This is a genomic window from Microvirga pakistanensis, from assembly GCF_004458765.1.
GTDB lineage: Bacteria > Pseudomonadota > Alphaproteobacteria > Rhizobiales > Beijerinckiaceae > Microvirga > Microvirga pakistanensis.
Genome location: NZ_SPJX01000108.1, coordinates 141,802 through 167,292, shown reverse-complemented (window position 1 = coordinate 167,292; position 25,491 = coordinate 141,802). Strand labels below are relative to the sequence as shown.

Sequence of the window (25,491 nt, the reverse complement as noted above, 5' to 3'; positions counted from 1 at the left end):
AGAAGTGCAGTTCAAACCCTACTGGCACGATACCACGCCACCTTTCAATATGGCCGCGCAGGGGCCTGTGGAGGGACACTATGACGTCGCTGTCATCGGCGCAGGCTTCACGGGTCTTTCCGCGGCTCTGCACCTCTCCAAGGCCGGTGTGCGCGTTGTCGTCCTGGAGGGCGGAACGGTAGGCTCCGGCGCGTCAGGGCGAAACGGTGGCCACGTCAACAATGGCATCGCGCACAGCTTCCTGGCCGCCAAAGCGCATCTTGGGGCTGACCGTGCGAAGGCGCTCTATCGCGCCTTCGACGCGTCGATCGATTCGATCGAACGCATCGTCGCGGAAGAGAAGATCGATTGCGCCTTCCGTCGCTCCGGCAAGCTTAAACTGGCCTCGAAGCCTGCCCACATGGAGGCTCTGGCCCGCAATTTCGAGGCCCTTCATCGGGAGGTAGATCCGGACACGGCACTGCTGAGCCGCAAGGATCTTGCCGCTGAGGTTGGATCGGATGCGTTTCATGGCGCCATGCTCTCGCGGAAGAGCGCCATGATGCATATGGGCCGCTACGTCACGGGACTTGCCGCGGCTGCTGCCCGCCATGGGGCCACCATTCATGAGAACGCGCTGGTGACGCAGCGCCATCGAAGCGCCGGCCGCACCGAACTCGAGACTCTGCGCGGAACCGTCACGGCCGATACTGTCCTCTTGGCGACTGGCGCCTATACAACAAAAGAGTTCGCGTATTTTCGCCGACGGATCATCCCCGTCGGCAGCTTCATCATCGCGACGAGGCCATTGAGCGAGAGCGAGATCGCCGCAACCATGCCGGGGAACCGCACCTACGTCACGTCGATGAACATCGGCAACTATTTCCGCCTGGCACCCGATCGGCGCATGATCTTCGGGGGACGCGCGCGCTTTTCTGCCAATTCCGACCAGAGATCCGACGCGAAGAGCGGCGAGATCCTGCGTGCCAGTCTTGCGAGGCTCTTCCCGCATCTCGCCCGGGTGGAGATCGATTACTGCTGGGGCGGCCTCGTTGACATGACACAGGATCGTTTCCCGCGCGCGGGTTTCGCCGACGGGGTGTGGTTCGCGATGGGCTATTCCGGCCACGGCGCTCAGATGTCAACACAGATGGGCATCCTTCTTGCCGACGCGATTATGGGCAGAGGCGATCGCAATCCGGTCAATGGTCTGGAATGGCCGACCATCGCCGGGTACTCAGGAAAACCATGGTTCCTCCCGATGGTTGGCCTCTACTACAAAATGCTCGACAAGATCCAATAAGAAAAGGCGGCCTGTGCCGCCTTTCTCGCGTGCGTCCCGTGATGACGTTCCCGCCGCCGATACCGGCGACGGGCCAGCGCCAATCTAATTCAACCCGCCTACATGCAGGGTTTTGACCTCGAGATATTCTTCGATCCCGAGCTGCGAGCCCTCACGCCCGAGGCCGGATTGCTTGACGCCGCCGAACGGCGCCACCTCTGTTGAGATCGCGCCGGTGTTCAGGCCGACCATTCCGAACTCCAGTGCCTCGGCGACGCGCCATGCCCGGCTCAGATCCTGCGTGTAGAAGTAGGCCGCGAGTCCGAACGGCGTGCCGTTGGCGATCGCGATTGCCTCCTCTTCCGCTTCGAAGCGGAAAAGCGGGGCGACCGGTCCGAAGGTCTCTTCCGACGCAAGGAGCATCCCGGTGGTTGCACCACCCAGCACGAGAGGCCTCGCAAATTGGCGGCCGTCCGGGACGAGGTGGCTCTGCGCGAGGACTCGCGCGCCCTTCGACAGGGCGTCCTCGACGTGCCGCTCGATCTTGTCGATGGCGGCCGCGTTGATCATTGGGCCGATCACCACGCCATCCTCGGTGCCGGCACCGACTTTCATTTGCGCGACGCGCTCGGCCAGTCTGCCGGCAAAAGCATCGTAGATGCCGGAGTGGACGAGGATGCGGTTGGCGCACACGCAGGTCTGGCCGCCGTTACGGAATTTCGAAGCGATCGCGCCATCCACCGCGAGATCGAGATCAGCGTCGTCGAACACGATGAAGGGCGCGTTCCCGCCCAGCTCGAGGCTCAGCCGCTTGATGCCGTCGGCCGCGCCGCGCATCAGAAGCGCGCCGACGCGGGTCGAGCCCGTGAAGGAAATCTTCCGGACAGTTTCGTTTCCGAGCAGTTCGCCGCCGATCTCGGCAGGCATGCCCGTGACGATGTTGATCACGCCAGCCGGAATTCCAGCCCGCTCGGCCAGCACGCCGAGTGCAAGCGCCGAGTAGGGCGTAAACTCGGACGGCTTGATCACCACCGTACAGCCGGCCGCGAGAGCAGGCGCCACCTTGCGTGTGATCATCGCGTTCGGGAAGTTCCAGGGCGTGATGATGCCACACACGCCGACCGCCTCCTTCAGAACCAGGATACGCCGGTCCGGCGTCGGCGACGGAATGGTGCTCCCGCCGATGCGCCGCGCCTCCTCTGCGAACCATTTGACGAAAGATGCACCGTAGCGGATCTCGCCGCGCGACTCGGCCAGGGGCTTGCCCTGCTCCAGCGTAAGGATGCGCGCGAGATCCTCCTCATGTTCGAGCATGAGCGCGTGCCATGTCTCAAGCAGCGCCGCTCGCTCGGCATTCGTCTTCTTCTTCCAGCTCTTGAACGCCCGTGACGCAGCCTCGATGGCGTCGCGCGTTTCCGCAGCGCCCATATCGGGGATTGTCCCGAGGACCGACTGCGTGGCCGGGTTGGTCACCTCAACGGTCTTGCCGGACCTGGCATCCTGCCACGTTTCTCCGATCAGGCCGCGCTGGCGAAACAGATCCGCATCCTTCAACTGCATATCAGCCTTCCTCTTCTCTCAAACAATTCCGGCCAGGACGGCCTCTGTGATGGCGTCCGTCCTGTCCTTGCCCGGTACGGTGCCGACCCCCTTGGACGTGCACGCTTCGATCGCGTTCATCACATCCTTTGCCGCTTCGGGTTGTCCCAGATGCTCGAGCATCATCGCACCGGACCAGATGGCAGCAATTGGATTGGCGATGCCGAGATGAGCGATGTCGGGGGCAGACCCATGCACCGGCTCGAACATCGAAGGCGCGGTGCGGTCCGGGTTGATGTTGGCCGAGGCGGCGAAGCCCAGGCCGCCTTGGATGGCGGCACCGAGATCCGTCAGGATGTCGCCGAAGAGGTTTGACGCAACCACGACATCCAGCGACTCTGGCGCCATCACCATTCGAGCCGCCATGGCGTCGATATGATAGTGGGAAACCTCGACGTCCGGATATTCGCGCGCCACGTCGCGGGTCACCTCGTCCCAGAACACCATCGAGTATTTCTGTGCGTTCGATTTGGTCACCGATGCCAGTTTGGCGCGCCTCGCCCTCGCCTGCTCGAAGCCGAAGCGGATGATGCGCTCCACGCCCTTGCGCGTAAAGATCGCCGTTTCGACGGCCACCTCGTCCTGGGAATTCGTATGCACCCGTCCGCCAGCTCCGGAGTATTCACCCTCGGTGTTCTCGCGAATGCACAGGATATCGAAGCCCTTCGCACGCAGAGGGCCGGTGACCCCCGGCAGGAGCCGGTGCGGACGGATATTGGCGTATTGGACGAAGGCCTTGCGGATCGGCAGGAGGAGACCGTGCAGCGAAACCGAATCAGGCACCTCGGCCGGCCAGCCCACGGCGCCGAGATAGATCGCGTCGAATGCGCGCAGCGTCTCGATCCCGTCCTCCGGCATCATCGCGCCGGTTTGCTTGTAGTACGCGCAGGACCAAGGAAAGGTCGTTTCGTCGAGCCCGAAGTTGTGCTTGCGCGCCGCGCGTTGCAGCACGGACCAGGCGGATTGGGTGACATCCTGGCCGATGCCGTCGCCCGGGATGAGCGCTATGGAGTAGGTCTTCATAAATTGCCCTCTCAGAGGTCGATGAGCACGCTTTTTGATTTGCGATTGGCGAGATAGGCCTCGCGCCCGAGATCCTTGCCGATGCCCGAGCGCTTGTACCCGCCGGTCGGCAGGATGTGGTCGCGCGAACGGCCGTAGCGATTGACCCAGATGGTTCCGGCCTGCAGAGCCCTGGTGACGCGCAGCGCGCGGGAGAGATCACGCGTGAACAGGCCAGCTGCGAGCCCATAGGTCGGATGATCAGCGAGCACGAGCGCTTCCTCCTCGGTGCGAAACGTCTGCATGGTCAGAACCGGACCGAAGATCTCCTCAGTTACGGCCGGCGACGACGGTTCGACGCCGAGCAGCAGCGTCGGCTCGTAGAAATAGCCGGATCGCTCCATGATCCGCCCCCCGACGACGCATTCAGCGCCCTCCTGCACACTTCTGCGCACGATCGTGTCGATGCGTTCGAGCTGACGCCGCGAGATGATCGGGGAGTATTGCGTTTGTTCGTCCCAGGTCACGCCCGGCCTGATGTCGGCCATGTGACGGGCAATTGCCCGGCTGAGCGGCTCGGCAATCTCTTCCGAGACGAGCAGGCGCGAACCGGCTACGCAGGCCTGCCCCGCATTGGCGAGAATCCCACGGGTCACCGCCGACGCGGCAAGGTCCAAGTCCGCGTCGGCAAACACCACTTGCGGGCTTTTGCCCCCCAGCTCGAGCGTCATCGGCTTGACGCCCGTGCGGGCGATGTTCTGCATGATGGCGGCGCCCGCCATCGTAGACCCGGTGAAGCTGACCTTCGAAACGTCGGGGTGCCCGGTGATGGCATTGCCGGTCGTCGGACCGTCACCGAGAACGATGTTGATGAGACCGGCGGGGATACCGGCCCGCACGGCCAACTCCGCCATGGCGAGGGTCGAGAAGGGCGTCATCTCGGATGGCTTCAACACCACGGCGTTCCCTGCGGCAAGCGCGGGGCCGAGTTTCCAGCCAGCCATCGAAATCGGGAAGTTCCAGGGCGTAATCGCGCCAATGACACCGTAGGGTTCGGTCAGCGTCATGCCGAAAGCGGAGCCCGAGGTGGGGACAACGTCGCTGCCCTCTTTATCGGCAAATTCAGCAAAGAAGCGGATCTGCTCAGCTGTGATGGCGATGTCGCCTTCGATCAGGTGGGCGATCGGCCGTGTTGAAGATGCCGCCTCCAGGCGCGCGAGCGTGACCGCCTCCTGCTCCAGCAGATCCGCCCAGCGCTGCATTGCCTTGACCCGCTCGCGCGGCCGCACGTCGCTCCAGCCGCTGGTCTTCAGCGCCCTCTTGGCGCTCTGCACCGCCCGGTCGACAAGGTCTGCGTCCGCCACAGGACATTCGCCATAGGCGCGGCCATCGGACGGCCGGTGCATGATGAGGCCCTCGCTGGTACCCGCCGCGACCGGCTCGCCGTCGATGATATGATAGAAGGGAAACGCGAGCGTTTCCGGATCGAAGCTCAACGTCATGAGGCACCTCGCTATGCTGTTCGATGAGAGGCTAGCGCCAGGCGTGCCGCATTTTACGTTGACGTCTGCACCCTGCTCGGCGCAGAATCGTGCAGCAAGGCAGCCTTGCGGCGAATTGTTTGGAGAGCGGGCAGCGCCATAGCCCGCCCGCTTCTGAGATCATTCGTAGACGCAGACATAGATCTTGCGGACCGTCTCGATGGTGCGCCAGATACCAACGAAACCGGGCTTCATGACGAAACTGTCTCCGGCACGGTAGGTTTTGGTCTCGCCGCCCTTTTCCTCGATCTCGACAAGTCCCGAGATCAGGTGACAGAACTCGTATGTGGTGCCCTTGATCGAGTGCGTTTCGCCAGGGGTCGCCTCCCAAACGCCGGTCAGCACTTTGTCCTGACGCGAGGCGTCCTGCGCCCAGGTCTTGAACGAAGGGTCGCCGGAAATCAGTCGTTCCGGCGTCGGTCGGCCTTCCTTGGGCGGGAAGTCCGGATTGGTATCAATGGTGACGAGCAGCGACATACTTTTCTCCTTGGTTTCAGTAACCGCGTGTCCGATCGACGAGGCCGATCAGCTCCTGACCGGCGCGGTGGCGCCGGATGTTCTCAATGACCGATCGGGCCGCCGTGTGAGGCTGGGTCACGCTGGCGATATGCGGAGTCAGCATCACCTTCGGATGGCTCCAGAGCGGGTCGCTCTGCGGCAGCGGTTCGGGATCGGTCACATCGAGCACTGCCCCGGAGAGCTTTCCTGCGTCGAGCGCGGCGACGAGCGCCTGCTGGTCGAGTTGCGGGCCACGACCGACATGCACGAGCCCAGCACCATGCGGCAGCTGCTCGAACAGGCGGGCGTCGAGGATCCCGCGCGTTTCATCGGTCAGTGGCAGCAGGCAAACGAGAATGTCCGTCTGCGCCAAAAATTCCCGTAACTGCTCCGTGCCATGAAAGCACCGCACTCCCGGCAGGTTGCGTGCGCTCCGGCTCCAGCCTGCCAAGGGGAACTGGAATGGCGCCAGCCTCTCGATCGCTGCCTGAGCCAGCATGCCGAGGCCAAGAAAGCCGACCCGCCGTTCGTTCGCTTGGCGTATGGAGCGAGCCCTCCACACCCGTGCCTTCTGCTGTTCGCGGTAGGCAGCCATGTCGCGATGCAGGGAAAGAACGCCTAGCGCGACATATTCCTGCATCATGCGAACGATGCCCTCTTCTACCATCCGCACGAGCTTAACACGCTCTGGCACGCTGCCGGGCCGGAACTGGTCGACTCCTGCGCCGATGGAAAACAGCACCTCGAGGTTGCGGTAGCGGTCGATATTCTCCGGTGCCGTCCACGTCAGAAGGTAGCGCACCCTTTCCGGCGGGACGGCGTCACCCGCCTCGACGAACTCCAAATCGGGCAGCTCGCGCGCGAAGGCTGCCCGGAACACGGCGCCACGTTCAGCATCTGAATTGAAGAGAAACACCATCTCGTCCGCCTGTTGCTTGGAGGTCACCCGGAGAGCCGGGCGCCCAGGGCGTCGATCATCTGCCGGCAGGCATGCAATTCACTCAAGGTAATGTACTCGTTGGGACGGTGGGCGCGGCCGATGTCGCCTGGGCCGCAGATGATCGCCTCGATGCCCGCCTGCTGGTAGAGGCCGGCCTCGGTGCCGTAGCTGACCGCTGACAGGGTCTCCTTGCCCGTGAGCTCCGTCATCAGACCCGCAAGGGGACTATCAACAGCGAGGGAAAGAGCCGGATACGCCGAGAGTTCGTGCCAAACGGTCTTGAAATTCTCAGACCGCAGCGCTTCGAACTGCTGCTTCACGGGCTCCAGCAGCGACAAGGGTGCCGTGCCGGACACGGCACGCACCTCGATCTCGGCCGTGCAACGGTCCGGGATGATGTTGACCGCCTGCCCGCCCGCAATGACACCAACTTGCAGCGACGAGTACGGCGGATCGAAATTCGGGTCGAACGGGCCTTCGGCAAGGAGCCTGCCATAGGCTATAGCCTTGGTGATGACGCCCGCCATGGCGTGAACGGCATTCAGGCCGAGGTGGGGCTGGGAGGAGTGCCCGGATCTCCCGATCACCTCGAGGCGCACGGCTGCCTTGCCTTTGTGCGCACGCACGGCCTGCATCCGACTGGGCTCCCCTATGATAGCCCCGAGAGGCCTCTCGCACAGACCGGGAAGCGCCTCGATGAGATGCGGAACTCCGCGGCATCCCGCTTCTTCGTCATACGAGAAGGCAAGATGAACAGGCTGGCTCAGGTTGCTGGCAGCAAGCCCGGGAAGAGCCGCCAGCGCACACGCTAGAAAACCTTTCATGTCCGTCGTACCGCGACCGTAGCGCCTGTCGCCCTCCGCCCGCATTGTGAAAGGATCTGAACTCCATTCCGCTTCACCGGCCGGCACCACGTCCATGTGACCGGACAGAATGTAGCCGGGCTTGTCCCGCGGACCGATGGTCGCGAACAGGTTGCATCGATCTCCTTCGGGCCCCGGCAGAACAGTGACCGACGCGCCGTGCGCTCTACAATACTTGGCGATCCAGTCTACGATCGCACCGTTGGGCGAGCCCACGACAGACGGGAAGGCAACCAGTCTTGCCAAAAGGTCTTCTACCATTAGGGGGCACCAGCAAATCTGCGCACGCATGCGCCATTTGGACGACGGTAGACCCCCGACCGAAACTTTTCCTGCCGGATTGTGGTCGACCACGCATAAAGATTTCGAATGGCCGGTCATTTCGAGCTGAAACTACCGTCGGCCGCATGCCATGCTGTGGCCAAACGTTAACGGCTTAGCGCTAACGCCGAGAGCGCCACGATGGCGGGAGTTCCAGCAAGACCGAGCATCAGCGGTATGACCCGGCACAAGAAAGGCGGCAAAGCACCGATGCAAGACCATTTACGCCTAGACTCATTCGATCTCAGCTTGAGCGATATCGCCTCTGTCGACGTCAAGATGCTGCACGCTCTGTCCCTTGGCGTAGGCTGGCCGCATCGTCCCGAGGACTGGGATATGCTTCGCCTCACGGGTCAGGGCCTTGCTGCGATCGATGGAATCGGTCGCGTTTTCGGCACGGCCATGTGGTTTGCCCATGGGACGGATTTCGCGACAATCGGCATGGTGATCACCTCGCATCGCTTCCAGGCGCATGGCAATGGGCGCTGGCTGATGGAGCAGGTTCTCGAACGTTGCGGCCCTCGCAACCTTCTCCTCAATGCAACGCGTCCGGCATACAATCTTTACGTTTCGCTCGGTTTCGTACCGGAGGAGACCGTCTATCAATGCCAGGGTGAAGTCGCACCGAGGCTGCGCAGCTTCGAACCCGTGAAAGGTGAACTCAAGGAGGTCGCGGAGGCCGACCTCGATCCCGTTTCCGCGCTCGATGCGCGCGCGTTCGGCACGAACCGGAAGAGGCTTTTGCATATTCTCGCACGCGACGCCAAGGGCTATGGCATCTGGCGCGACGGAGTTCTGGTGGCCTACGCCTTCCGCCGCAGCTTCGGGCGAGGACAGGTCGTAGGCCCCATCGTGGCGAGCAACGATGAAGACGGGATCGCACTCGTCTCGCAGCATCTGTCGGAGATACCTGGGCAATTTGCCCGTGTCGATACACGCCAAAGGGAAGGTGCTTTCCCGCTCGTCCTGCAAGACAGCGGATTGCGGATTTTCGACACGGTCACGACGATGTCGAAGGGCCGCCGGTTCCTCAAGGCGACGTCAGGCGAACCATCGATTTTCGGTTTGGCGTCGCACGCACTCAGCTAGCCAGATCACCGGCTTCCGCCGCAAATCCCGCCGAGGGCCAAGACAGCGGCCAAACTGCGTACGACGTCTAGGCGGCAAGGATCTCACGCTGCTCTTCGCGAGATGAAGGGTCGCGGGCATCCTTGTTATAGGTTCCACCGATATATAGCCTGCCGGTGATGGGCCGCTTTCGCCGGTCGAGACGTTCCGGAAGCTCGGCGGGCAGAGGGTGCCCCATCGCCAGACCGTGACATTGTCGACCTCGAGCATGCGCTCGGCCGGTACGATCTTCGGTCCGGAGGTTGGAATCGATCTCGCTCAGGATCCCCGCTCTGCGCCATATCGCGGCACCTATACCGACTCTTGGAGCGGCCCGGCTCATGGGCTTCGCAGCGGTGGCGTGGTGAGCCTCAAGATCGAGTGACCACGGTCACCCAGCGCCGACACGCAGGCTGGCTTTGTAGTCCGGGATGACGGCCGGAAAGGGCTTCGCATCACTGTCGCCGGTGCTCTCATCCCGGCCGGCCCTGTTCAGCGGATATCCGAGATCGTTCTGGCGTGCCAGTAGAGGAATGAGCCCGCCAGCACTGGCCGAGCACCTTGTACAGGGAGGCCAAAGCTGGGCCGGAACAGCACCTGCTCCCGGCCCCAAGCTCAGCGGGAACGAGTCAGGCGCTCTCTTCTGCCCGGTTTCGCTTTCCTCGCTTTTGAAGCAGTTGTGATCACACGCCCGGCATGTCCACCCATCCTACATAGCTAAAGGTTATTGACCACCCACACCTAGCTATTTGAGCTCCGCAACCATTCCGATGTTTTCTCAAGGTAGGTCCATGGAGTTGGGCAGTGGATGCGGGGTTCGGGCGTGGCAGGGCACAAAGGGAGACGGCATGCGACAGGCTGGCGCAAGGCCAGAGGATCTGATGCACCTCTCCACCGCTCATCCACTTCCTTCCCAGGAATAATGTCGGCAGGTCGTCCGTGATTCAGGTGGGTCCTACGGATCCGCCGTCACGGTTGCAACCCGCCATGTCCTTGCCAGGAGAGCAGCAATGACCTTTCGTGTCGGTGTCGATATCGGCGGGACTTTCATCGATTTCTGTTTTTTCAACGAAAAGACGAAAGAACTGTCGACGCTGAAGGTTCTGACCACGCCGGACAACCCCGGATCCGAGGTGATGACCGGATTGAAACTTGCCCATGAGCGGATGGAAATCGCGCCAGAGACCATCTCCCACTTCATTCACGGCACGACCGTCGGCGTGAACACCGTCATCATGGGGAATGGAGCGAAGCTCGCGCTGTTCACCACCGCAGCTTTCGAGGATGTGCTGGAATTGGCTCGCCTTCGAATGCCGGAGACCTACAGCCTGATGTCGTTTCGCGCAGACCCGCTGGTTGGTCGCGACGCGGTCTTTCCGATCTCCGAGCGCATTCGCTCGGACGGCAGCATTGCGCGTCCCCTGGATCGTGCAAGCGTGCAGGCGGCTGTGCGGGGCGCCAGGGAGAAGGACGTTGCCGGAATTATCATCTCGCTGATCAACAGCTACCGCAATCCGGAACATGAACGCGAAGTCAAGCGCATCGTGCAGGAGCTTGCACCCGACCTGTTCGTCTTCACGTCAACCGAGATCTGGCCGGTGATTCGGGAATACGAACGCACCACCACCGCTGCGATCAATGGTTATGTCCATCCCAAGGTCGAGCACTACATCACCCGTCTTCAAGGTGCTCTGAAAAAGCTCGGCGTTCTAGGTGAGCCGCTGATTACGAAGTCGAATGGCGGGGTCATGACCGCCGAGCTCGGCAAGGCGAACTGCGTCTCAATGCTCCTATCGGGCACTGCTTCAGGCGTGATGGGCGCAGCCTTTCTAGCCCGCAACGCCGGGATAGACCATGTCCTTACCATCGATATCGGCGGCACGTCCGCCGACGTGGCCGTGATCAATCACGGTGAGCCCCATTATGCAACCGGCGAGAAGGTGGGTCAGCATACACTGCACGTTCCAGCAGTTGCGGTCAGCTCGATCGGCGAAGGCGGAGGATCGATCGCGTGGGTTGATGATTTCGGTGTGCTGAAGGTCGGCCCTGAAAGCGCGGGCTCCACGCCCGGTCCTGCATGCTACGGACGCGGCGGCACGCGCGCGACGATCACGGATGCCTTCGCGGTCTGCGGGCTCATTGGTCAGGAAAGCATCGCCTATGGCGCAATCTCGATCAATCCCGAACTGGCACGAAAGGCAGTAAGTGAGATCGCTGATAAGCTCGGCTGGACCGTGGAGCTAACGGCGAAGACGATCATCGATGTCGCATTGTCTGGGATGTACCTCGAGATCAACAAGCTCGTTGCACGTCACGGTATCGACATTCGCGACTTCACGCTGCTAGCCTTCGGCGGTGCGGGCCCGATGCTGGCGCCGATGCTTGCTCGTGAACTTGGGATCCCGCGGGTGATGATCCCGCTGAGCCCGGGCGTCGTGTCGGCTCTTGGCGGCCTCGTGGCAGATATCCGCAACGACTTCATCGCCAGCCTCTATCTCCCCCTCACAGAGGAAACGCTACCCAAGATGGCCGAAGGCTTTGCGACTCTCCAGCAAGACGCCAACACCTGGTTACGCAACGAGCAGAAGTTTGAAGGCCCCGCCAACTACCTGCTCTCGGCCGACATGCGTTATGCCGGCCAGTCGTTCGAGATCGAAGTGCCGCTGGACTCTGAGTGGATCGCAAACAACAATGTGGAGGCTATCCGCGATGCTTTCCACGCAGCGCACGAACGGCTCTACGCCTATCGCGACATTGAGGCCGAGGTTCACATTGTGAACCTCCGCACCGTCGTCACTGCCTCCGGCCCGAAGCCGGAATTGGCCATCGCCCCTCTGGTTGAAGGCAGTGCTCAGCCCACTCGCGAAGCGGCGGTGGTGTTCGACGGTACGCCAACGACTGCCGGTCTCTATCTGCGTGACGATCTGAAGCCCGGCCAAACCTTCGTTGGGCCGGCCATTGTTCTTCAATCGGATACCACCTCATGCATTCCCGCCGGGTTCAAGGCACAGGTCGATGCTTGGGGCAACATTCAGCTGACTGCTACGGAGGCCTGAGATGCGCAACTCGACCCAATCGGCAGACATCGCCACGCTGCAAATCGTCGCCAACCACTTTCGCGCGGCCTCGGAAAGCATGGCATATACCCTGTACCGCACGGCCCAATCGACCTTCGTGAAAGAGACTGAAGACTTCACGATCGGGATCGTCACCCCTGAGGGGAAGACGTTCTCGGTGCCGATGGATTACGGCGCAACATGGTACCCCGGGCTCGATTACGGTCCTGCCATCGACATGCTCGACCATTATGAGGACGGTGACATCTGCTTCACCAATGATCCATATAGCGGCTTTCTCTGCACCCACACTCCAGACATCCACATGTGGCGTCCCGTGTTCCATGAGGGCGAGCTGATTTGCTTCACAGTCGGTCACATTCACAACACCGACATGGGCGGGGCCGTGCCCGCATCGCTCTCGCGTGCCAACACCGAAGTGCACCAGGAAGGCATTCGCTTCGCGCCGTCCAAGCTATTTAAAGCTGGAGTCCTCAATGAAGAGCTCCTGAGGACGATGATGATCAATGTCCGCCAGCCGGATATGAACTGGGGCGACCTGAAGGCCTTCACGGGTGCGCTGAATACCGGCGCTCGAAAAATCCACGAAATGATCGCGAAGCTCGGCGTCGATACTGTCAAGCGCGCAATGTATGACGTGATGGACTACTCCGAGACCCAGGCGCGAGCTTTGCTCTCTTCGATGCCAGATGGCACCTATCACTTCACCGACTACTGCGACGAGGACAGCGCCGGAGGCTATCCGGTGCGTCTAAACCTGACCCTGACGATCAGGGGCAGCGACGCAATCCTGGACTTCACCGGAACCGATCCGCAGCTTACCTCCTCTCTCAACGTGCCGACTGGAGGCAACCCGCGCCACACGCTGATGCTGGTCGGCATCTATTATGTGCTATACACGCTGAACCCCGATATTATGGTGAACTTGGGTATGACTCGCCCGTTCACGTGCATCCTGCCTGAAGGGTCCGTCGTAAATCCGCAGTTCCCAGCGGCCGTGGGAATGCGGTCGCTGACCTGCGGCCGCTTGCGCTCTCTGATCTTTGGGGCCTTCGCCCAAGCCGTTCCTGAGCGCATGCCCGCAGCGCCCGCAGGATCGTCCTCGATCGTCAACGTCATGACAACCGACCCGAAGAATGGGCGCCGCGTAATCGCGGCGATCGATCCGATCGTTGGCGGCGGCGGCGGCATGCCGATGCGCGACGGCACCGACGGCTCCGGCGCCGACGGAGCTTACCTGAAAAACACCCCGGTGGAGATCAACGAGGCCGAAGTGCCCGTCGAGATTCTGCGGTACTCGCTTGCACCGAATTCGGGAGGAGCCGGGCGCTGGCGTGGCGGTCTCGGGACGGTTCTGGAGTTCAAGGTGTTCTCGCCTAACACCCGGATCACCATTAGAAACCGTGATCGATCACGCTTCTCAGCTTGGGGAACCCTCGGGGGCAAGGCTGGTGTGGCATCTGGGTCGGTTCTCAATCCCGACACGGAGAAGGAGGTTTCGCTCGGCAATCAGGACTTTGTCGTGGCTGGTCCGGGCGACGTGTTCCGCATCTGGTCGCCGGGTGGCGGTGGTCGCGGGAATCCACTTGAACGTGAGCCCGTACGGGTCCTGCGCGATGTTCAGAAAGGCTTCGTCTCAGAGGCTCTTGCATTGTCCGACTATGGCGTCGTCCTGAAAAACGGTGCAGTCGACGTGGTCGCAACCGATCGGGAGCGCGAGAGGCGCATGGCCGATGCGAAGCAGGCTGGCTTTTTTGACTATGGCACCCAACGCGACGCATATGAAGCGACCTGGACCAAGGCAGCATACAGCGCTCTGATGGACATTCTGTTCTCGCTCCCGGTCGAGTGGCGCTTCTTCATCAAGCACGAAGTGTTCCGGGCGGTTGAAGCCCTAGCTCCGGCCAAGCGCGGCACCGCTGCGTCGATTCACGAAATCTTCGAGCGTCTCCAGCTGAACTATCCGCAACTCCGCCGCGTTTAAGCAACGGTACTTCAACCAAAGTGGGGCGGCAGAATGCCGCCCCTGTCGCGTCCCAAGAATCGCACTTCGAGCGGACGCTGCTTATTCTCAACGTTCCTTGAAGGACGTGCTCCGCCGGCGCCGTGGGCGGCCTCTACGGACGGACGCTCTCCGGTGATGCCGCGCTTGAGGCTGCTCCTGATCCAGCCGGCCTCCGTCGAGAGAACATCGGCCCACCTCGGCCGGCTGCTACGGCACGCGCCTTTTTCGAGCGCCGCCGAAAGACGCCTCAGCCAGACGCGCGACGCCACGAGAGCTTAGCTGATCTGCCGACGCGATGCCTAGAGAATCGCATCCAGAAGTGGGTCCGCTTTTGGAATCCACTTCGCCGCTCCACTCTTGCGAGGGCGGATCGTTCGACGTGGAATCGGAGGTCCGCGCAAGCGAAAACCTGGTGCACCTTTCACCGATTCCGCCCTTCGAGTCACTGACGTGGCCGTTCGGGACCGCACGACGCCCGAGGTACTCGGCCATCGGAGCACCGACGAAGGAGTTGAGGCTCGCTTCTCGGGCAGTGCAGTGTCCCGTGACGAATGTCGCTCCGGGTCAACCCGTAGGTTCATCTCCCGCAGGCAGGTCCGAAGTCAGGTCGATCAGGCTGCGCTTGGATTCCGCGCCACGACGACGGTGTCTTCGACATGCAGCTTGAGACGAACCGTCTCGCCCGGCTTTGGCAGCGTGCGATTGCTGTAGTGGTGGCTCGGAATTCGGAACCCGATCTCCGTTCCTTCTGGCAGGATCACGGGAACCTTCAGGCTTTCACCTTGGAAGACCACGTCACGGACCTTCCCCTCCAGATAATTGCTGTCCGACTCGGTCTCGGATCCATCGCAGAGCAAGATCGAATCTGCTTGGAGTGCGATGAACAGCTCTCCATCCACGACGTCACGAGGAGTCCGAAGTTTGATGTCTCCCATGCTGACGTGACGGGGATCCGATCGCTTGACCGGTACCAAGGTCGACTCTCCAACGAAGCCGGCAACGAAATGATCCGCTGGTGCGGTATATAGCTTGCGTGGGGTGTCGATCTGGACGATCCTTCCAGCGTTCATAACAGCCACGCGGTCGGACATGGTTAGTGCCTCGCGCTGGTCATGGGTGACGTAAATGATCGTCGCTCCCAACTGTGCGTGAAGGTTGCGCAGTTCCAGCTGCATCGTCTCGCGCAGGTTCTTATCAAGGGCCGACAATGGCTCGTCCATCAAGATGAGCCGAGGTTCGAAGACGATGGCGCGGGCCAGAGCGACACGCTGTTTTTGCCCGCCTGACAGTTTGGATATTGCACGATCGCCATATCCCTTGAGCTCGACGATTTCCAGCGCTCTCTCCACCCGCTTCTGGCAGTCAGCCATCGAAACCTTGCGGGCCCTTAAGGGGAACGCGATGTTCTCGGCAACCGTCAAGTGAGGGAAAAGTGCGTAGTTCTGAAACACCACGCCGATGTCGCGCTTTTGCGGAGGCAGCAGCGTTACGTCGTTCTCGCCGAAGAACACATGACCTGACGTCGGGCGAACAAAGCCTCCGATGATCTGCAGAAGAGTTGTCTTACCGGAACCTGAGGGCCCCAGGATCGATACGAACTCGCCTGCGCGAATGTTCAACGATACATCGCTCAACGCTCGGAAGCTGGCATAGCTCTTGACGAGGTTCTGGACTCGCACGGAGACAAAGTTGGTCGAGGGCATGGAAAGGCTCCAGTTTGTTCGGGTAGGGAACTTCGCCGGACTAGACGGCATGAGCCCTCTTTCCGCGCAGACTCGACATAATCATCAGCGCGAAGGAAATCGTGATGAGGACTGAACTGATCGATGCAATGGTCGGGTCGATCTCGTTCCGTAAGCTCATGAACATGCGACGGGGCAAGGTCTGGTTCTCGCCCCCCGCAATGAACAGCGAAACCACGGTCTCGTCCAGTGCTCCGATGAAGGCGAACAATGCACCGGTGATAACGGAGGGACGAATCTGCGGTAATGTAACCTTCATAAAGGCTGTAAACCGGTTGACGCCGAGACTCCGCGCGACGTCCTCTTGGTTCATGTCGAACGAACGCAGCCCCGCGAGTACCGAGATGAATACATACGGCAGGTTCATCATGGCATAGGCGCAAACAAGTCCTGTCTTGGTCGCAACTAAGCCGACTTGGGCGTAAACCATGTAGATCCCTGCTGCGAGGATGATGACAGGCACCATCACCGGGGTCAGCAAAAGCAGCTGAAGCCGGCGTACCATCTTCGATTGCGAGATGTTGGCCGCGTAGGCGGCAGCCGTTCCGATCGGCACGGTCACCACAGTAGCAATCACGGCGAGGAGAAAGCTGTTCCAGGTTGCATCCATCCAGTCCGGGCTACCAAAATATGCCTCGTACCAGCGCAGTGAGACGGCAGGCGGCGGAAACGTCAGGAACCGCGAGTTCGAGAAGGACATGATCACGACGATCACGATCGGCAGGACCATGAAGATCAGCACGATGGTGGTGGTGATCCAGAGAAGCAGACGAGGCCATGAGTTCATTGCCATCTCCTCACCTCATTCCGACGATTTTCTCGACCGGCAGCACGCGATCCACCGCCCAGAAGATGATGCACACTGTCACGAGAAGAATCATGGCAACAGCGCTTGCTGCGCCGAACTGCAAATAGAGTTCCACATTCCGCTGCACCAACGAGGATACCATGATCGTCTTGCCGCCTCCGAGGAGCTCTGGGGTGAGGTAGAAGCCGAGACTCAGGATGAAGACAAGGATCGATCCTGCGATGATCCCCGGAGCGGACAGAGGTAGTATTACCCGTCGAAAGACATAAGCGGGGCTCCCGCCAAGGCTATGGCCTGCCTGCAGCAACTCAGCTGGGATTTTCGAGATCGCGGCGTAAAGCGGGAAGACCATGAAGGGCAGCATGACGTGCAGCATGCCAATGAGAACCGCGACAAAATTGTGAGACAAAGACAGAGGTTGGTCAATGATCCCAAGGTTCAGCAGCGTGGTGTTGATGATGCCCCTCCGCTGCAAGACGACCAGCCATGCGTAGGTTCGGACCAGGACACTGGTCCAGAAGGGCAGCATCACCAGCGCCAGAATCAGGGCCGACCAGCGTCGCGATGCGACCGCAGCGGCATATGCGAGAGGAAAGCCCAGAATGACGGAGAGCAATGTCACAATCACGCTGATTTCCAGCGTATCATAATATGTGCGCCAATAGATCGGCTCTTGGAAGATTCGGGCGTAGTGCATCAGCGTAAAGCTGTCGCCCTCGCGAAACGACTGGAAGGCGAGGATGGCCAGCGGAATGCCAAGGAACAGCAGCACCAGCAGCAAGGCGGGGGCGAAGAGGAGCAAATACATCCTCTGCTCGGCCCGCTCGGCCCTGGCTATGGCCTCCTCCATGGAAGGGGTTGAGGCAATTTGCTGTTCGAGGGGAAGGTCCGACATCGTTGCGGTGCCTTACATTCGTGAAGATCTGTTCGGGCTTCGAAAAGACGCAGCAACGGGTGGTACGCCGTTTCTCGAGTACCCCCGTTGAAGCCTATGGCAGAGCCCCTGCGGCATTACGGCCCGGGACTTCGAGATCTCAGTTTTGCATGAATCCGAGCCAGCGCTTTTCGGCATCGGCGCCTGCGGGCGACGCCCACCAAGTGGCACTCAGCGGAACCTGCATGGCCAGGTTTTCAGGGGACGTCGTGAGGTCCTTCAGGCGGTTGGGGTCCACGTATTTGGCGAATTCGGTATTCAAGGGGCCAGTGGTGTACTCCTTGACCCATGCAGCTTGGCCCTTCGGATCAAGCAGACTGTTGATCAGCTTCAACGCACTGTCCTTGTGCTGAGTACCTTTCGGCACTGCCAAGCAGGTGTTTTCCATGATCGCCTGGTTGCGGGTGAACTTCGCGGGGGCACCTTCTCTCAGAGCGGCAGAGACGCGACCGTCCCAAAGCGGAAGCATGTCGACTTCGCCATCGACCAAAAGCTGGGTGGTTTCAGCGCCTGATGTCCACCAGACTGCAATGTGAGGCTTGATCTCCTTCAGTTTGGCATAGGCGCGGTCGACGTCCAGCGGGTAAAGATTGGCCGGTGCAACTCCATCGGCGAGCAGCGCAATCTCCAGCATCGGGCGAGCATAGTTGCGTAATGCACGGCGTCCAGGGAACTTTTTGACATCCCAGAAGTCAGCCCAGGATTTCGGGCCATTGTCGCCAAAGGTTTCTGTGTTGTAGGCAAGCACGGTGGCGTAAGCGGACAATCCAACGGAGTGCGTATCCTTGAACGCCGCCGGGACGCTGGCAGCGTTCGGGATCTTGCTGTAGTCGAGCGGCTCGAGCAAGCCCTCGCTTACACCGCGAGCGCAGTATCCTGCCGAGAAATCAACAACATCCCAAATCGGCTTGCCGGAAGCGACCTGAGCCTTCAGCGGTGGGTAGCGATCAGCGTTCGTATCCGTAATGACCCGAATGCCAAGGCTTTTTTCGGCGGGCTTGATCAGCGCAGGAGACATGGCATCGAGGATGGCGCCCCCATCTGTCGCATACGTGACAGCCTCTTGAGCAAGAGCTGCGGTTGACAGAGTCGCGGCGAGAGCAATGCTCATAACCGAAACCGCTCTGGTTAGCGTTCTCATGTTGGATCCCTCTTTTGTTGTTTATCCGGTAAAGACTGCCGCCGCACAGGATGGCGCGCCAATAAAAAAAACTCAGCGCCTTATAACTTCGGGTTCTGAACGTTCCCTCGGTTTCGCAATTTGCCTAAGGAATCATCACTCCTGATGCCAATTCAGTCCGTCAGGTTAACTGAATATTATAAAGTGAGGCTTGATCAAGCTCTCGGCCACTATCATCCGAACCGCTTCCGCTTCGTAGTACCGCAAGAGCAGCCACAAATGCTCTAGCATGCAACCTTTGCGCAGAGGCATGGCATGTCGTTTCATGATCCGAAAGGATCAGCAGGACGCCGCCATGACGAACGTTGGTACTGACTGCCTCAACACACACACATGCCTGGTGAAGCTCCATGCAACGATATCATACGCCAAATCGGGCACTCGCCCCGGAGTCGCAGGTGATGGCAGTTACCCCGGCGCGCCATAACAGTTCAGCCTCGGTGCAGCAGCTCACCGATGAACGGGCGTTCGGTCCCGCAAAGCGGCTGGAGTGAACCGGGCTCTGGGTTCCATCTGAAGCCACGTACGGCATGATTGGTCGGGCTAACCGTCCGTTGTCGCAGAGTGTTTCGAATTCCGCCTTCATTATGGAATTCCCTGCGCATCCGGAATGGAGATCCGCAAGGTTTTCACAGCCAAGCCCGTATACTCTCCCGTGCTGGCCCGGCCAGCATGACCCGAAAGGAAAGGTTCACCCAGCATGAAGACTGTCCCTTACTGGCTGGACACGCGACCAGCCTTCACGTCGGGCGCGAAGGAGCCCATAGCGGGCAAGGCCGATGTCGTCGTGATCGGCGGTGGCTTCACAGGGCTGTCCTGTGCACTCGCTGTAGCGAAAAAGGGTGGCGATGTCGTGCTGCTCGAAGCTGATGTCGTCGGCGGCGCTGCCTCGGGCCGTAATGGCGGTCAGTGCAACACCGGGTTCTTTCATGACTATGCGCACGCCATGAAGCGTCTGGGCCGCGACGCTGCACGTCAAATCTACCAAAGCTATAATGATGCTGTTGACACCGTAGAGCGCATCGTTCGTGAAGAGGGAATCGACTGCTCGTTTCGCCGGGTGGGCAAGCTGAAGCTCGCTGTCTCGCCCGCCGCATTCGAGAAGTTCAAGTCATCCGCTGAGTTGATCAACCGTGAGGTTGATCCCGATGTTTACACGGTTCCAGGTTCGCAGATCCATGAGGAGATCGGCTCTGACCTCTTCCACGGTGGCATGATATATCCCAAAAGCGCGATGTTGCATGTCGGCCGTTTCACTGTAGGTATGGCTGAAGCTGCGGCGCGTTACGGAGCGCGGATCCATGAGCACACCCCAGTCGTAGGATTAACCCGGTTGGACGCTCGCCGTTACAGGGTCGAAACCCAGAAGGGTAGCGTCGAGGCCAATCAGGTCGTGATCGCCACGGGGATCTCTGCCAAGGGCCCATTCGCCTATTTCCGCCGCAGGATCGTGCCGGTCGGCAGCTTCGTGATCGCGACCGGACGCCTCGATCAGGCGACAGTCGACAGCGTCATCCCCAAGCACCGCACGGTGAGCGTCGCGCGCGGGCTCGGCCATTACTACCGCATCTCGCCTGACAATCGGATCATCTTCGGCGGGCGTGCGCAGTTCGCCGTCTCCTCGCCTAAGGTAGACGTGAAGGGCGGCGCCATTCTCTTAAGATCGATGCGCGAGATCCACCCGCAGCTGCGCGACGTGAAGATTGACTATTGCTGGGGAGGAATGATCGAGGTCACCCGCGATCGCTTCGCCCGTGCCGGCGAATACAAGGGAATGTATTTCTCGCTCGGGTACAGCGGCAGCGGTGTGCAGGAGGCGACTCACATGGGAACGATCCTCGCACGCATGATCGACGGCGAGAAGGAAGCGAACCCCTATCGTACGTTGAGCTGGCCGCCGATCCCAGGGCATTTCGGCACGCCTTGGTTCCTGCCGCTGGTCGACGTCTACTACAAAGTCAAAGAGAAGTTCGGCCGATGAAGTGTGCTCCCCAACAATGGCGTCGCGACGGTTACACGATATCGACAGATCCATCCCAGCTCGACCTGGAAGCGATCCTGCGCTTTCTCAATACGGAGAGCTACTGGGGCAAGTCGATGACACTTCCCCGACTATCTCGAGCGATCGAGAATTCGATCCCGATCGGAGTCTACGCACCGAGTGGTTCACTGGCGGGCTTCGGTCGCGTGGTCACCGATTATGCAGTCTTCGCCTATCTGCGCGACGTCTTCGTTTTGCCCGAGCATAGGGGAAGAGGGCTTGCCACATGGATCGCGACGGTCATCCGCGAACATCCGGAATTGACCGACGTCACCACCTGGATGCTCGCTACACGCGACGCCCACGGGGTATACGAGCGCGCAGGTTTCCGGAGAGCTCCGCATCCGGAATGGTACATGACAATCCCCAGGGAATAATCCGGTTAGCCTCTCCACCGATCATTCATTTGCATTCAAAATAATCCCTCTCCGTGGTCATAACCTTACGTTCTATCCTACGCTCCATAAGGAATTGGCTCACTGAACAGGGCGCTGCCAATCCTAAACGGGCACAAGGAGGGACCTTATGGGCTACCGGGTTGGCGTCGACGTGGGTGGATCCTTCACCGATTTCGCAGTGTTGAACGAAGCGGATGCAATGATATCCACGTTGAAGGTGCTGTCGCGCCCTGATGCGCCCGGTGCCGAGATCGTCACAGGCCTTGACGCGTTGCGGAAGCGATACGGCATAGCTGCAGAAGAGGTGATTTACTTTACGCATGGCACGACCGTCGGCGTGAACACTGTCATCCAACGCAACGGTCACGATATTGCGCTATTCACGACCAAGAACTTCGAGGATGTACTCCAGGTCGCACGCCTCAAGATCCCGCAGATCCATAATCTCTATTCAGCGCGCCCTGCCCCTCTGATCCCACGCGACCGTGTCTTCGGCATCGACGAACGGATGGATGCGACAGGCACAGTTGTGGCTGAGCCGCGACTCGAGGATGTGGCAGCCGCGGTTGCTGCAGCACGTGCGGCGGGCTGCGCAGGCATCGTATTGTCCTTTCTGCACTCCTACCGCAACCCCGCGAACGAAAAGACGGTCAAGGCGATGATCGCGACCATCGCTCCTGATCTGCCGGTGTTTTCCTCGGCAGAGACGTGGCCCATTATTCGCGAGTATGAGCGCACGATCACAGCTGTTATCTCGGGCTATGTGCAACCCAAGGTCGCGCATTATCTCGACAGGTTTGAGGCGATCCTGCGCGAAAAGGGCGTTCAATGTGCGCTGCATATCACGAAGACCAACGGCGGTGTCATGAGCATCGACCAGGCGAAAGCAGAATGCGTGCAGATGATCCTGTCGGGAACCGCTTCAGGCGTGATCGGAGCGGGCTACCTTGCCAAGGAGTGCGGCTTCCCGAAAATCCTTAGCCTCGATATCGGCGGCACCTCGGCGGATGTGGCCGTGATTATTGACGGACAAGCGCAGTACGGCGTGGGCGAGCTTATCGGCGACTTCCAGATCCATGTGCCTTCGGTCTCGGTTTCGTCGGTGGGACAAGGAGGCGGCTCGATCGCCTGGGTAGACGACCTGGGTGTGCTGAAGGTCGGACCGGACAGCGCCGGATCGACTCCTGGTCCTGTTTGCTATGGCCGGGGCGGACGACGCCCTACCATCACCGACGCGGTCGCCGCCTCGAACCTCATCGGCCATACTCCGCTCGGCTATGGTGCTGTCAAAGTCGACCACGCCGCCGCGCGCGCCTCCATTGAGCCGCTGGCGAAACGGCTCGGTATCAGCATTGAGGAGACAGCAGCCAATATCATCGAGATTTCGGTCTCGTCGATGTACGCTGAGGTTTCAGGTCTGACCTCGCGGTACGGCATTGACCCGCGCGAGTTTCATCTCTTCGCATTCGGCGGAGCAGGGGCGATGCTGGCCTGCTTTCTCGCGCGCGAACTCAACATGAAGGGTGTCGTCGTGCCCTTGACGCCGGGCGTCGTCTCGGCACTTGGCGGGCTGATTGCGGATCTGAAGAATGATTTCATTCGCACCCTCTACATCGACGTGACCGATGAGGGTATTGCCGGGTTGGAGTCCGTGGCCGCTGAGCTCAAGTCCGCCGCGCTGGATTGGCTCTACGCCAAACAAGGCTACGAAGGCGAGGCAAAGCTCAGCCTTTCAGCAGATATGCGCTATCTCGGTCAGTCCTATGAGATCGAAACGTCACTTGACCCGGAAGCGCTGACGCCGAGTGCCATTGCCGCCGCCTTTCATAAGGAACATGCCCGGATCTATGGTCATGCCGACGAATCGGCGTCGGTGCAGCTGGTGAACCTGCGCCTTGTCGTTTCGGGTGCAACGCCAAAGCCGCGCATTCGCGAGCTCGAACCCGCCCTTGCACCGGCAGGGCCGGCGACAACCGCAGCCGCCTTCTTTGACGGCGCCCCGTATCAGGTATCCGTCTACGCCCGCGCTGACCTTCGCGCAGGACATCGGATTGAAGGCCCTGCGATCATCGGACAGGATGATACGACCACTGTCGTGCCACCAGGCTATGTGATTACCGTCGACCGCTTCGGCAACCTTGTCATCACCTCTCAGCCGGAGGCCTGAGCCATGGCCATCGACCAGCGTAATCTGTCTGTCCTTGCCAATTTCTGCTCCGCTGCCGCCGATGCCATGGCGTTCACCCTGATGCGGACTGCGCATTCGGCCTTTGTTAAGGAAACCGAGGATTTCTCCTGCCAGATCGTCACCAAGGATGGCTTGGCTTTCGCCAGTCCCCGGCAATTCGGCGCTCCTTGGTATTCCGGCATCGACTACGGCCCGCTCCTGCGGATGTTCGACCACTACCGCGAGGGCGATGTCTGCATCACCAATGATCCCTATTCGGGCTACGTTGCCACCCATTCGCCCGACATCCACATCTGGAAACCGGTGTTCCACGACGGGAAGATCGCCTGCTTCGTTGTCGGCCATATCCATAATACCGATGTGGGAGGCGCCGTGCCGGCCTCGCTCTCACGAAGTCTCACTGAGATCGAGCAAGAGGGCATCCGGATTCCTCCAGTCAAGCTCGTCGAAGACGGAGAGATGAATGAGTTTGTCGCCCGTGTTCTGCGTACCAATGTCCGCTTGCCCGATCAGAACTGGGGCGATCTCAACGCTCAACTCGCGTCGATCAACGTGGGCGAGCGAAAGATGCACGAGATCATTCGCCGTTTCGGCTTCGATGCCTTCATGGAGGGGGTGGAACAGATCCTCGACTATGCAGAAGCGCAAGCTCGCGCGATCCTGCGGAAGGTACCGGATGGCGAATATTTCTTCGCCGATTATGCTGACGAGGATTCCGTTGGCGGGAAGCCCTGCCGGATCGCGCTAACGCTCCGGATCAAGGGAGACGAAGTCGAACTCGACTATACGGGATCCGACCCTCAGCTCGGCTCCTCCCTGAACATGCCGACAGGTGGACGCGAACGGCACCCGTTGGTCATGGTGGGGCTGACCTATGTGCTTTACACCCTGGACAATGGGTTATTTCTCAACGCAGGCACCCTGCGTCCTGCACGGGCAATCCTGCCCGAAGGCACCATCGTCAATTGTCAGCCGTCGGCGGCGGTTGGAATGCGCTCTTTGACCTGCGCGATGACGCAGATCGTCACTGTCGGAGCCTTCTGCCAAGCATTGCCGGACCTGATGCCGGCCGCCTCGCCCGGCGGAAACGCCATCATGAACGTGAAAACAAGTTCGCGGAATGGCAAACCGATCATGGCTTCGATCGGGCCCGTCGGTGGCGGCGGTGGCGGAACGCCCTATGGTGACGGCTGCGACGGCGCAGGCGGCGCGACGGGCTTTCTCCGCAACACACCTATCGAGATCACGGAAGCCGAGGTCCCAATCCGGTTCCTGCGTTATGGCCTTGAGCCTGATACGGGTGCCCCAGGGAAGTTCCGCGGTGGCCTTTCGGCCGTCATGGAATTCCGCATCTCGGCTCCGGAGACCATTGTGACGGCAAGAAACCGCAACCGCTCGATAATGCCGGGATGGGGTGTCAGAGGTGCCAAAGCGGGAGTTGTCTCGCAATTCGTTTTGAACCCCGGCCCAGGCGAGACTCAATTGCGCAACACGGATCTGGTCCATTGCGGGCCGGGCGACGTGATCCGCGTGGTCGGCCCTGGAGCCGGCGGCTGGGGAAATCCTTTCGAACGCAACCCAGCTCTCGTCGAGCGCGATGTGCGGCAGGGCTATGTTTCGAGCGACAGCGCGGCGCGCGATTACGGCGTCGTCATCATGGATGGGAGGTTGGACGAAGAGGCAACGTCACGGCTGCGTGCTGCGCGTCCCGTGCGCGCGCATGTTGCATCCATCTTCACGTACGGTTCGGAGCGTACCGCTTTCGAGTTGGTCTGGACCGTCGAACGCTACACCCTGCTGACCGAATTCTTGGCAACCGTTCCTGTAAGGTGGAGATTTTTCCTCAAGCATAAGATCTTCGATGCAGTGGCCGCCCTGGATCAAACCATCCCAATGGCGGATCAGATGGCCACGATTTTTGCCGATATACGAACTGCCTATTCGCTATGATAAAAAACCTGTGCCGCCCCAACTGATCCCACCCTC

The 25,491-nt window shown here is 60.5% G+C and carries 19 protein-coding genes; 9 read left to right on the top strand and 10 right to left on the bottom strand.

The window, feature by feature from the left end; all coding sequences use genetic code 11:
• Window positions 1–4 precede the first annotated feature (4 nt).
• On the top strand, window positions 5–1,282 hold the full coding sequence (locus E4K09_RS03845) for an NAD(P)/FAD-dependent oxidoreductase (protein ID WP_134495295.1): 1,278 nt from the start codon (window positions 5–7) through the stop codon (window positions 1,280–1,282).
• Window positions 1,283–1,366: 84 nt separating this feature from the next.
• Here the strand turns inward: E4K09_RS03845 and E4K09_RS03840 are convergent, their stop codons facing one another.
• From E4K09_RS03840 to argE, 6 genes are all read right to left on the bottom strand, one after another.
• Window positions 1,367–2,821: an NAD-dependent succinate-semialdehyde dehydrogenase gene (locus tag E4K09_RS03840; protein WP_134495294.1), complete on the bottom strand. Its 1,455-nt coding sequence runs from the start codon at window positions 2,819–2,821 to the stop codon at window positions 1,367–1,369.
• A gap of 18 nt (window positions 2,822–2,839) precedes the next feature.
• Window positions 2,840–3,883 carry a tartrate dehydrogenase gene (locus tag E4K09_RS03835; protein WP_134495293.1) on the bottom strand — a complete coding sequence of 348 codons (1,044 nt, stop codon included), beginning with the start codon at window positions 3,881–3,883 and terminating at the stop codon, window positions 2,840–2,842.
• Window positions 3,884–3,894: 11 nt separating this feature from the next.
• Entirely contained in the window at window positions 3,895–5,364 is a 1,470-nt protein-coding gene (locus E4K09_RS03830) for an aldehyde dehydrogenase family protein (RefSeq protein ID WP_134495292.1), read from the bottom strand.
• A gap of 159 nt (window positions 5,365–5,523) precedes the next feature.
• On the bottom strand, window positions 5,524–5,880 hold the full coding sequence (locus E4K09_RS03825; RefSeq protein WP_134495291.1) for a cupin domain-containing protein: 357 nt from the start codon (window positions 5,878–5,880) through the stop codon (window positions 5,524–5,526).
• 16 nt (window positions 5,881–5,896) lie between these two features.
• Entirely contained in the window at window positions 5,897–6,820 is a 924-nt protein-coding gene (locus E4K09_RS03820) for a 2-hydroxyacid dehydrogenase (protein ID WP_134495356.1), read from the bottom strand.
• 23 nt (window positions 6,821–6,843) lie between these two features.
• Complete coding sequence (argE, locus tag E4K09_RS03815) at window positions 6,844–7,965, bottom strand: acetylornithine deacetylase (protein ID WP_134495290.1); 1,122 nt, start codon at window positions 7,963–7,965, stop codon at window positions 6,844–6,846.
• A 270-nt stretch (window positions 7,966–8,235) separates the two neighbouring features.
• On the opposite strand from argE, the gene E4K09_RS03810 reads away from it, so the two are divergent.
• From E4K09_RS03810 to E4K09_RS03795, 4 genes are all read left to right on the top strand, one after another.
• Window positions 8,236–9,114, top strand: coding sequence for a GNAT family N-acetyltransferase (locus E4K09_RS03810; RefSeq protein ID WP_134495289.1), 879 nt, complete (start codon window positions 8,236–8,238; stop codon window positions 9,112–9,114).
• Window positions 9,115–9,322: 208 nt separating this feature from the next.
• Window positions 9,323–9,517 (top strand): hypothetical protein, encoded by a 195-nt coding sequence (locus tag E4K09_RS03805; RefSeq protein ID WP_134495288.1) that lies wholly within the window; start codon window positions 9,323–9,325, stop codon window positions 9,515–9,517.
• Window positions 9,518–10,142: 625 nt separating this feature from the next.
• Complete coding sequence (locus E4K09_RS03800; protein ID WP_134495287.1) at window positions 10,143–12,188, top strand: hydantoinase/oxoprolinase family protein; 2,046 nt, start codon at window positions 10,143–10,145, stop codon at window positions 12,186–12,188.
• Between the two features lies 1 nt (window position 12,189).
• Entirely contained in the window at window positions 12,190–14,193 is a 2,004-nt protein-coding gene (locus E4K09_RS03795) for a hydantoinase B/oxoprolinase family protein (protein ID WP_134495286.1), read from the top strand.
• 632 nt (window positions 14,194–14,825) lie between these two features.
• On the opposite strand, the gene E4K09_RS03790 is transcribed toward E4K09_RS03795, so the two are convergent.
• From E4K09_RS03790 to E4K09_RS03775, 4 genes are all read right to left on the bottom strand, one after another.
• Window positions 14,826–15,917: an ABC transporter ATP-binding protein gene (locus E4K09_RS03790; RefSeq protein ID WP_134495285.1), complete on the bottom strand. Its 1,092-nt coding sequence runs from the start codon at window positions 15,915–15,917 to the stop codon at window positions 14,826–14,828.
• Between the two features lie 40 nt (window positions 15,918–15,957).
• Complete coding sequence (locus E4K09_RS03785) at window positions 15,958–16,749, bottom strand: ABC transporter permease (RefSeq protein WP_134495284.1); 792 nt, start codon at window positions 16,747–16,749, stop codon at window positions 15,958–15,960.
• A 4-nt stretch (window positions 16,750–16,753) separates the two neighbouring features.
• Window positions 16,754–17,659, bottom strand: coding sequence for an ABC transporter permease (locus E4K09_RS03780; protein WP_134495283.1), 906 nt, complete (start codon window positions 17,657–17,659; stop codon window positions 16,754–16,756).
• Between the two features lie 139 nt (window positions 17,660–17,798).
• The gene (locus E4K09_RS03775) at window positions 17,799–18,809 is read right to left on the bottom strand and encodes an ABC transporter substrate-binding protein (RefSeq protein WP_244610348.1); all 1,011 of its coding nucleotides are present in this window, start codon (window positions 18,807–18,809) and stop codon (window positions 17,799–17,801) included.
• 769 nt (window positions 18,810–19,578) lie between these two features.
• On the opposite strand from E4K09_RS03775, the gene E4K09_RS03770 reads away from it, so the two are divergent.
• The 4 genes from E4K09_RS03770 to E4K09_RS03755 all read left to right on the top strand — a co-directional run bounded on the left by E4K09_RS03770 (window position 19,579) and on the right by E4K09_RS03755 (window position 25,455).
• Window positions 19,579–20,859: an NAD(P)/FAD-dependent oxidoreductase gene (locus E4K09_RS03770; protein ID WP_134495281.1), complete on the top strand. Its 1,281-nt coding sequence runs from the start codon at window positions 19,579–19,581 to the stop codon at window positions 20,857–20,859.
• On the top strand, window positions 20,856–21,296 hold the full coding sequence (locus E4K09_RS03765; RefSeq protein WP_134495280.1) for a GNAT family N-acetyltransferase: 441 nt from the start codon (window positions 20,856–20,858) through the stop codon (window positions 21,294–21,296). Before E4K09_RS03770 ends, E4K09_RS03765 begins: the two co-directional genes overlap by 4 nt.
• Window positions 21,297–21,444: 148 nt before the next feature.
• The gene (locus E4K09_RS03760) at window positions 21,445–23,484 is read left to right on the top strand and encodes a hydantoinase/oxoprolinase family protein (RefSeq protein ID WP_134495279.1); all 2,040 of its coding nucleotides are present in this window, start codon (window positions 21,445–21,447) and stop codon (window positions 23,482–23,484) included.
• 3 nt (window positions 23,485–23,487) lie between these two features.
• Window positions 23,488–25,455 (top strand): hydantoinase B/oxoprolinase family protein, encoded by a 1,968-nt coding sequence (locus E4K09_RS03755; protein WP_134495278.1) that lies wholly within the window; start codon window positions 23,488–23,490, stop codon window positions 25,453–25,455.
• Window positions 25,456–25,491 lie beyond the last annotated feature (36 nt).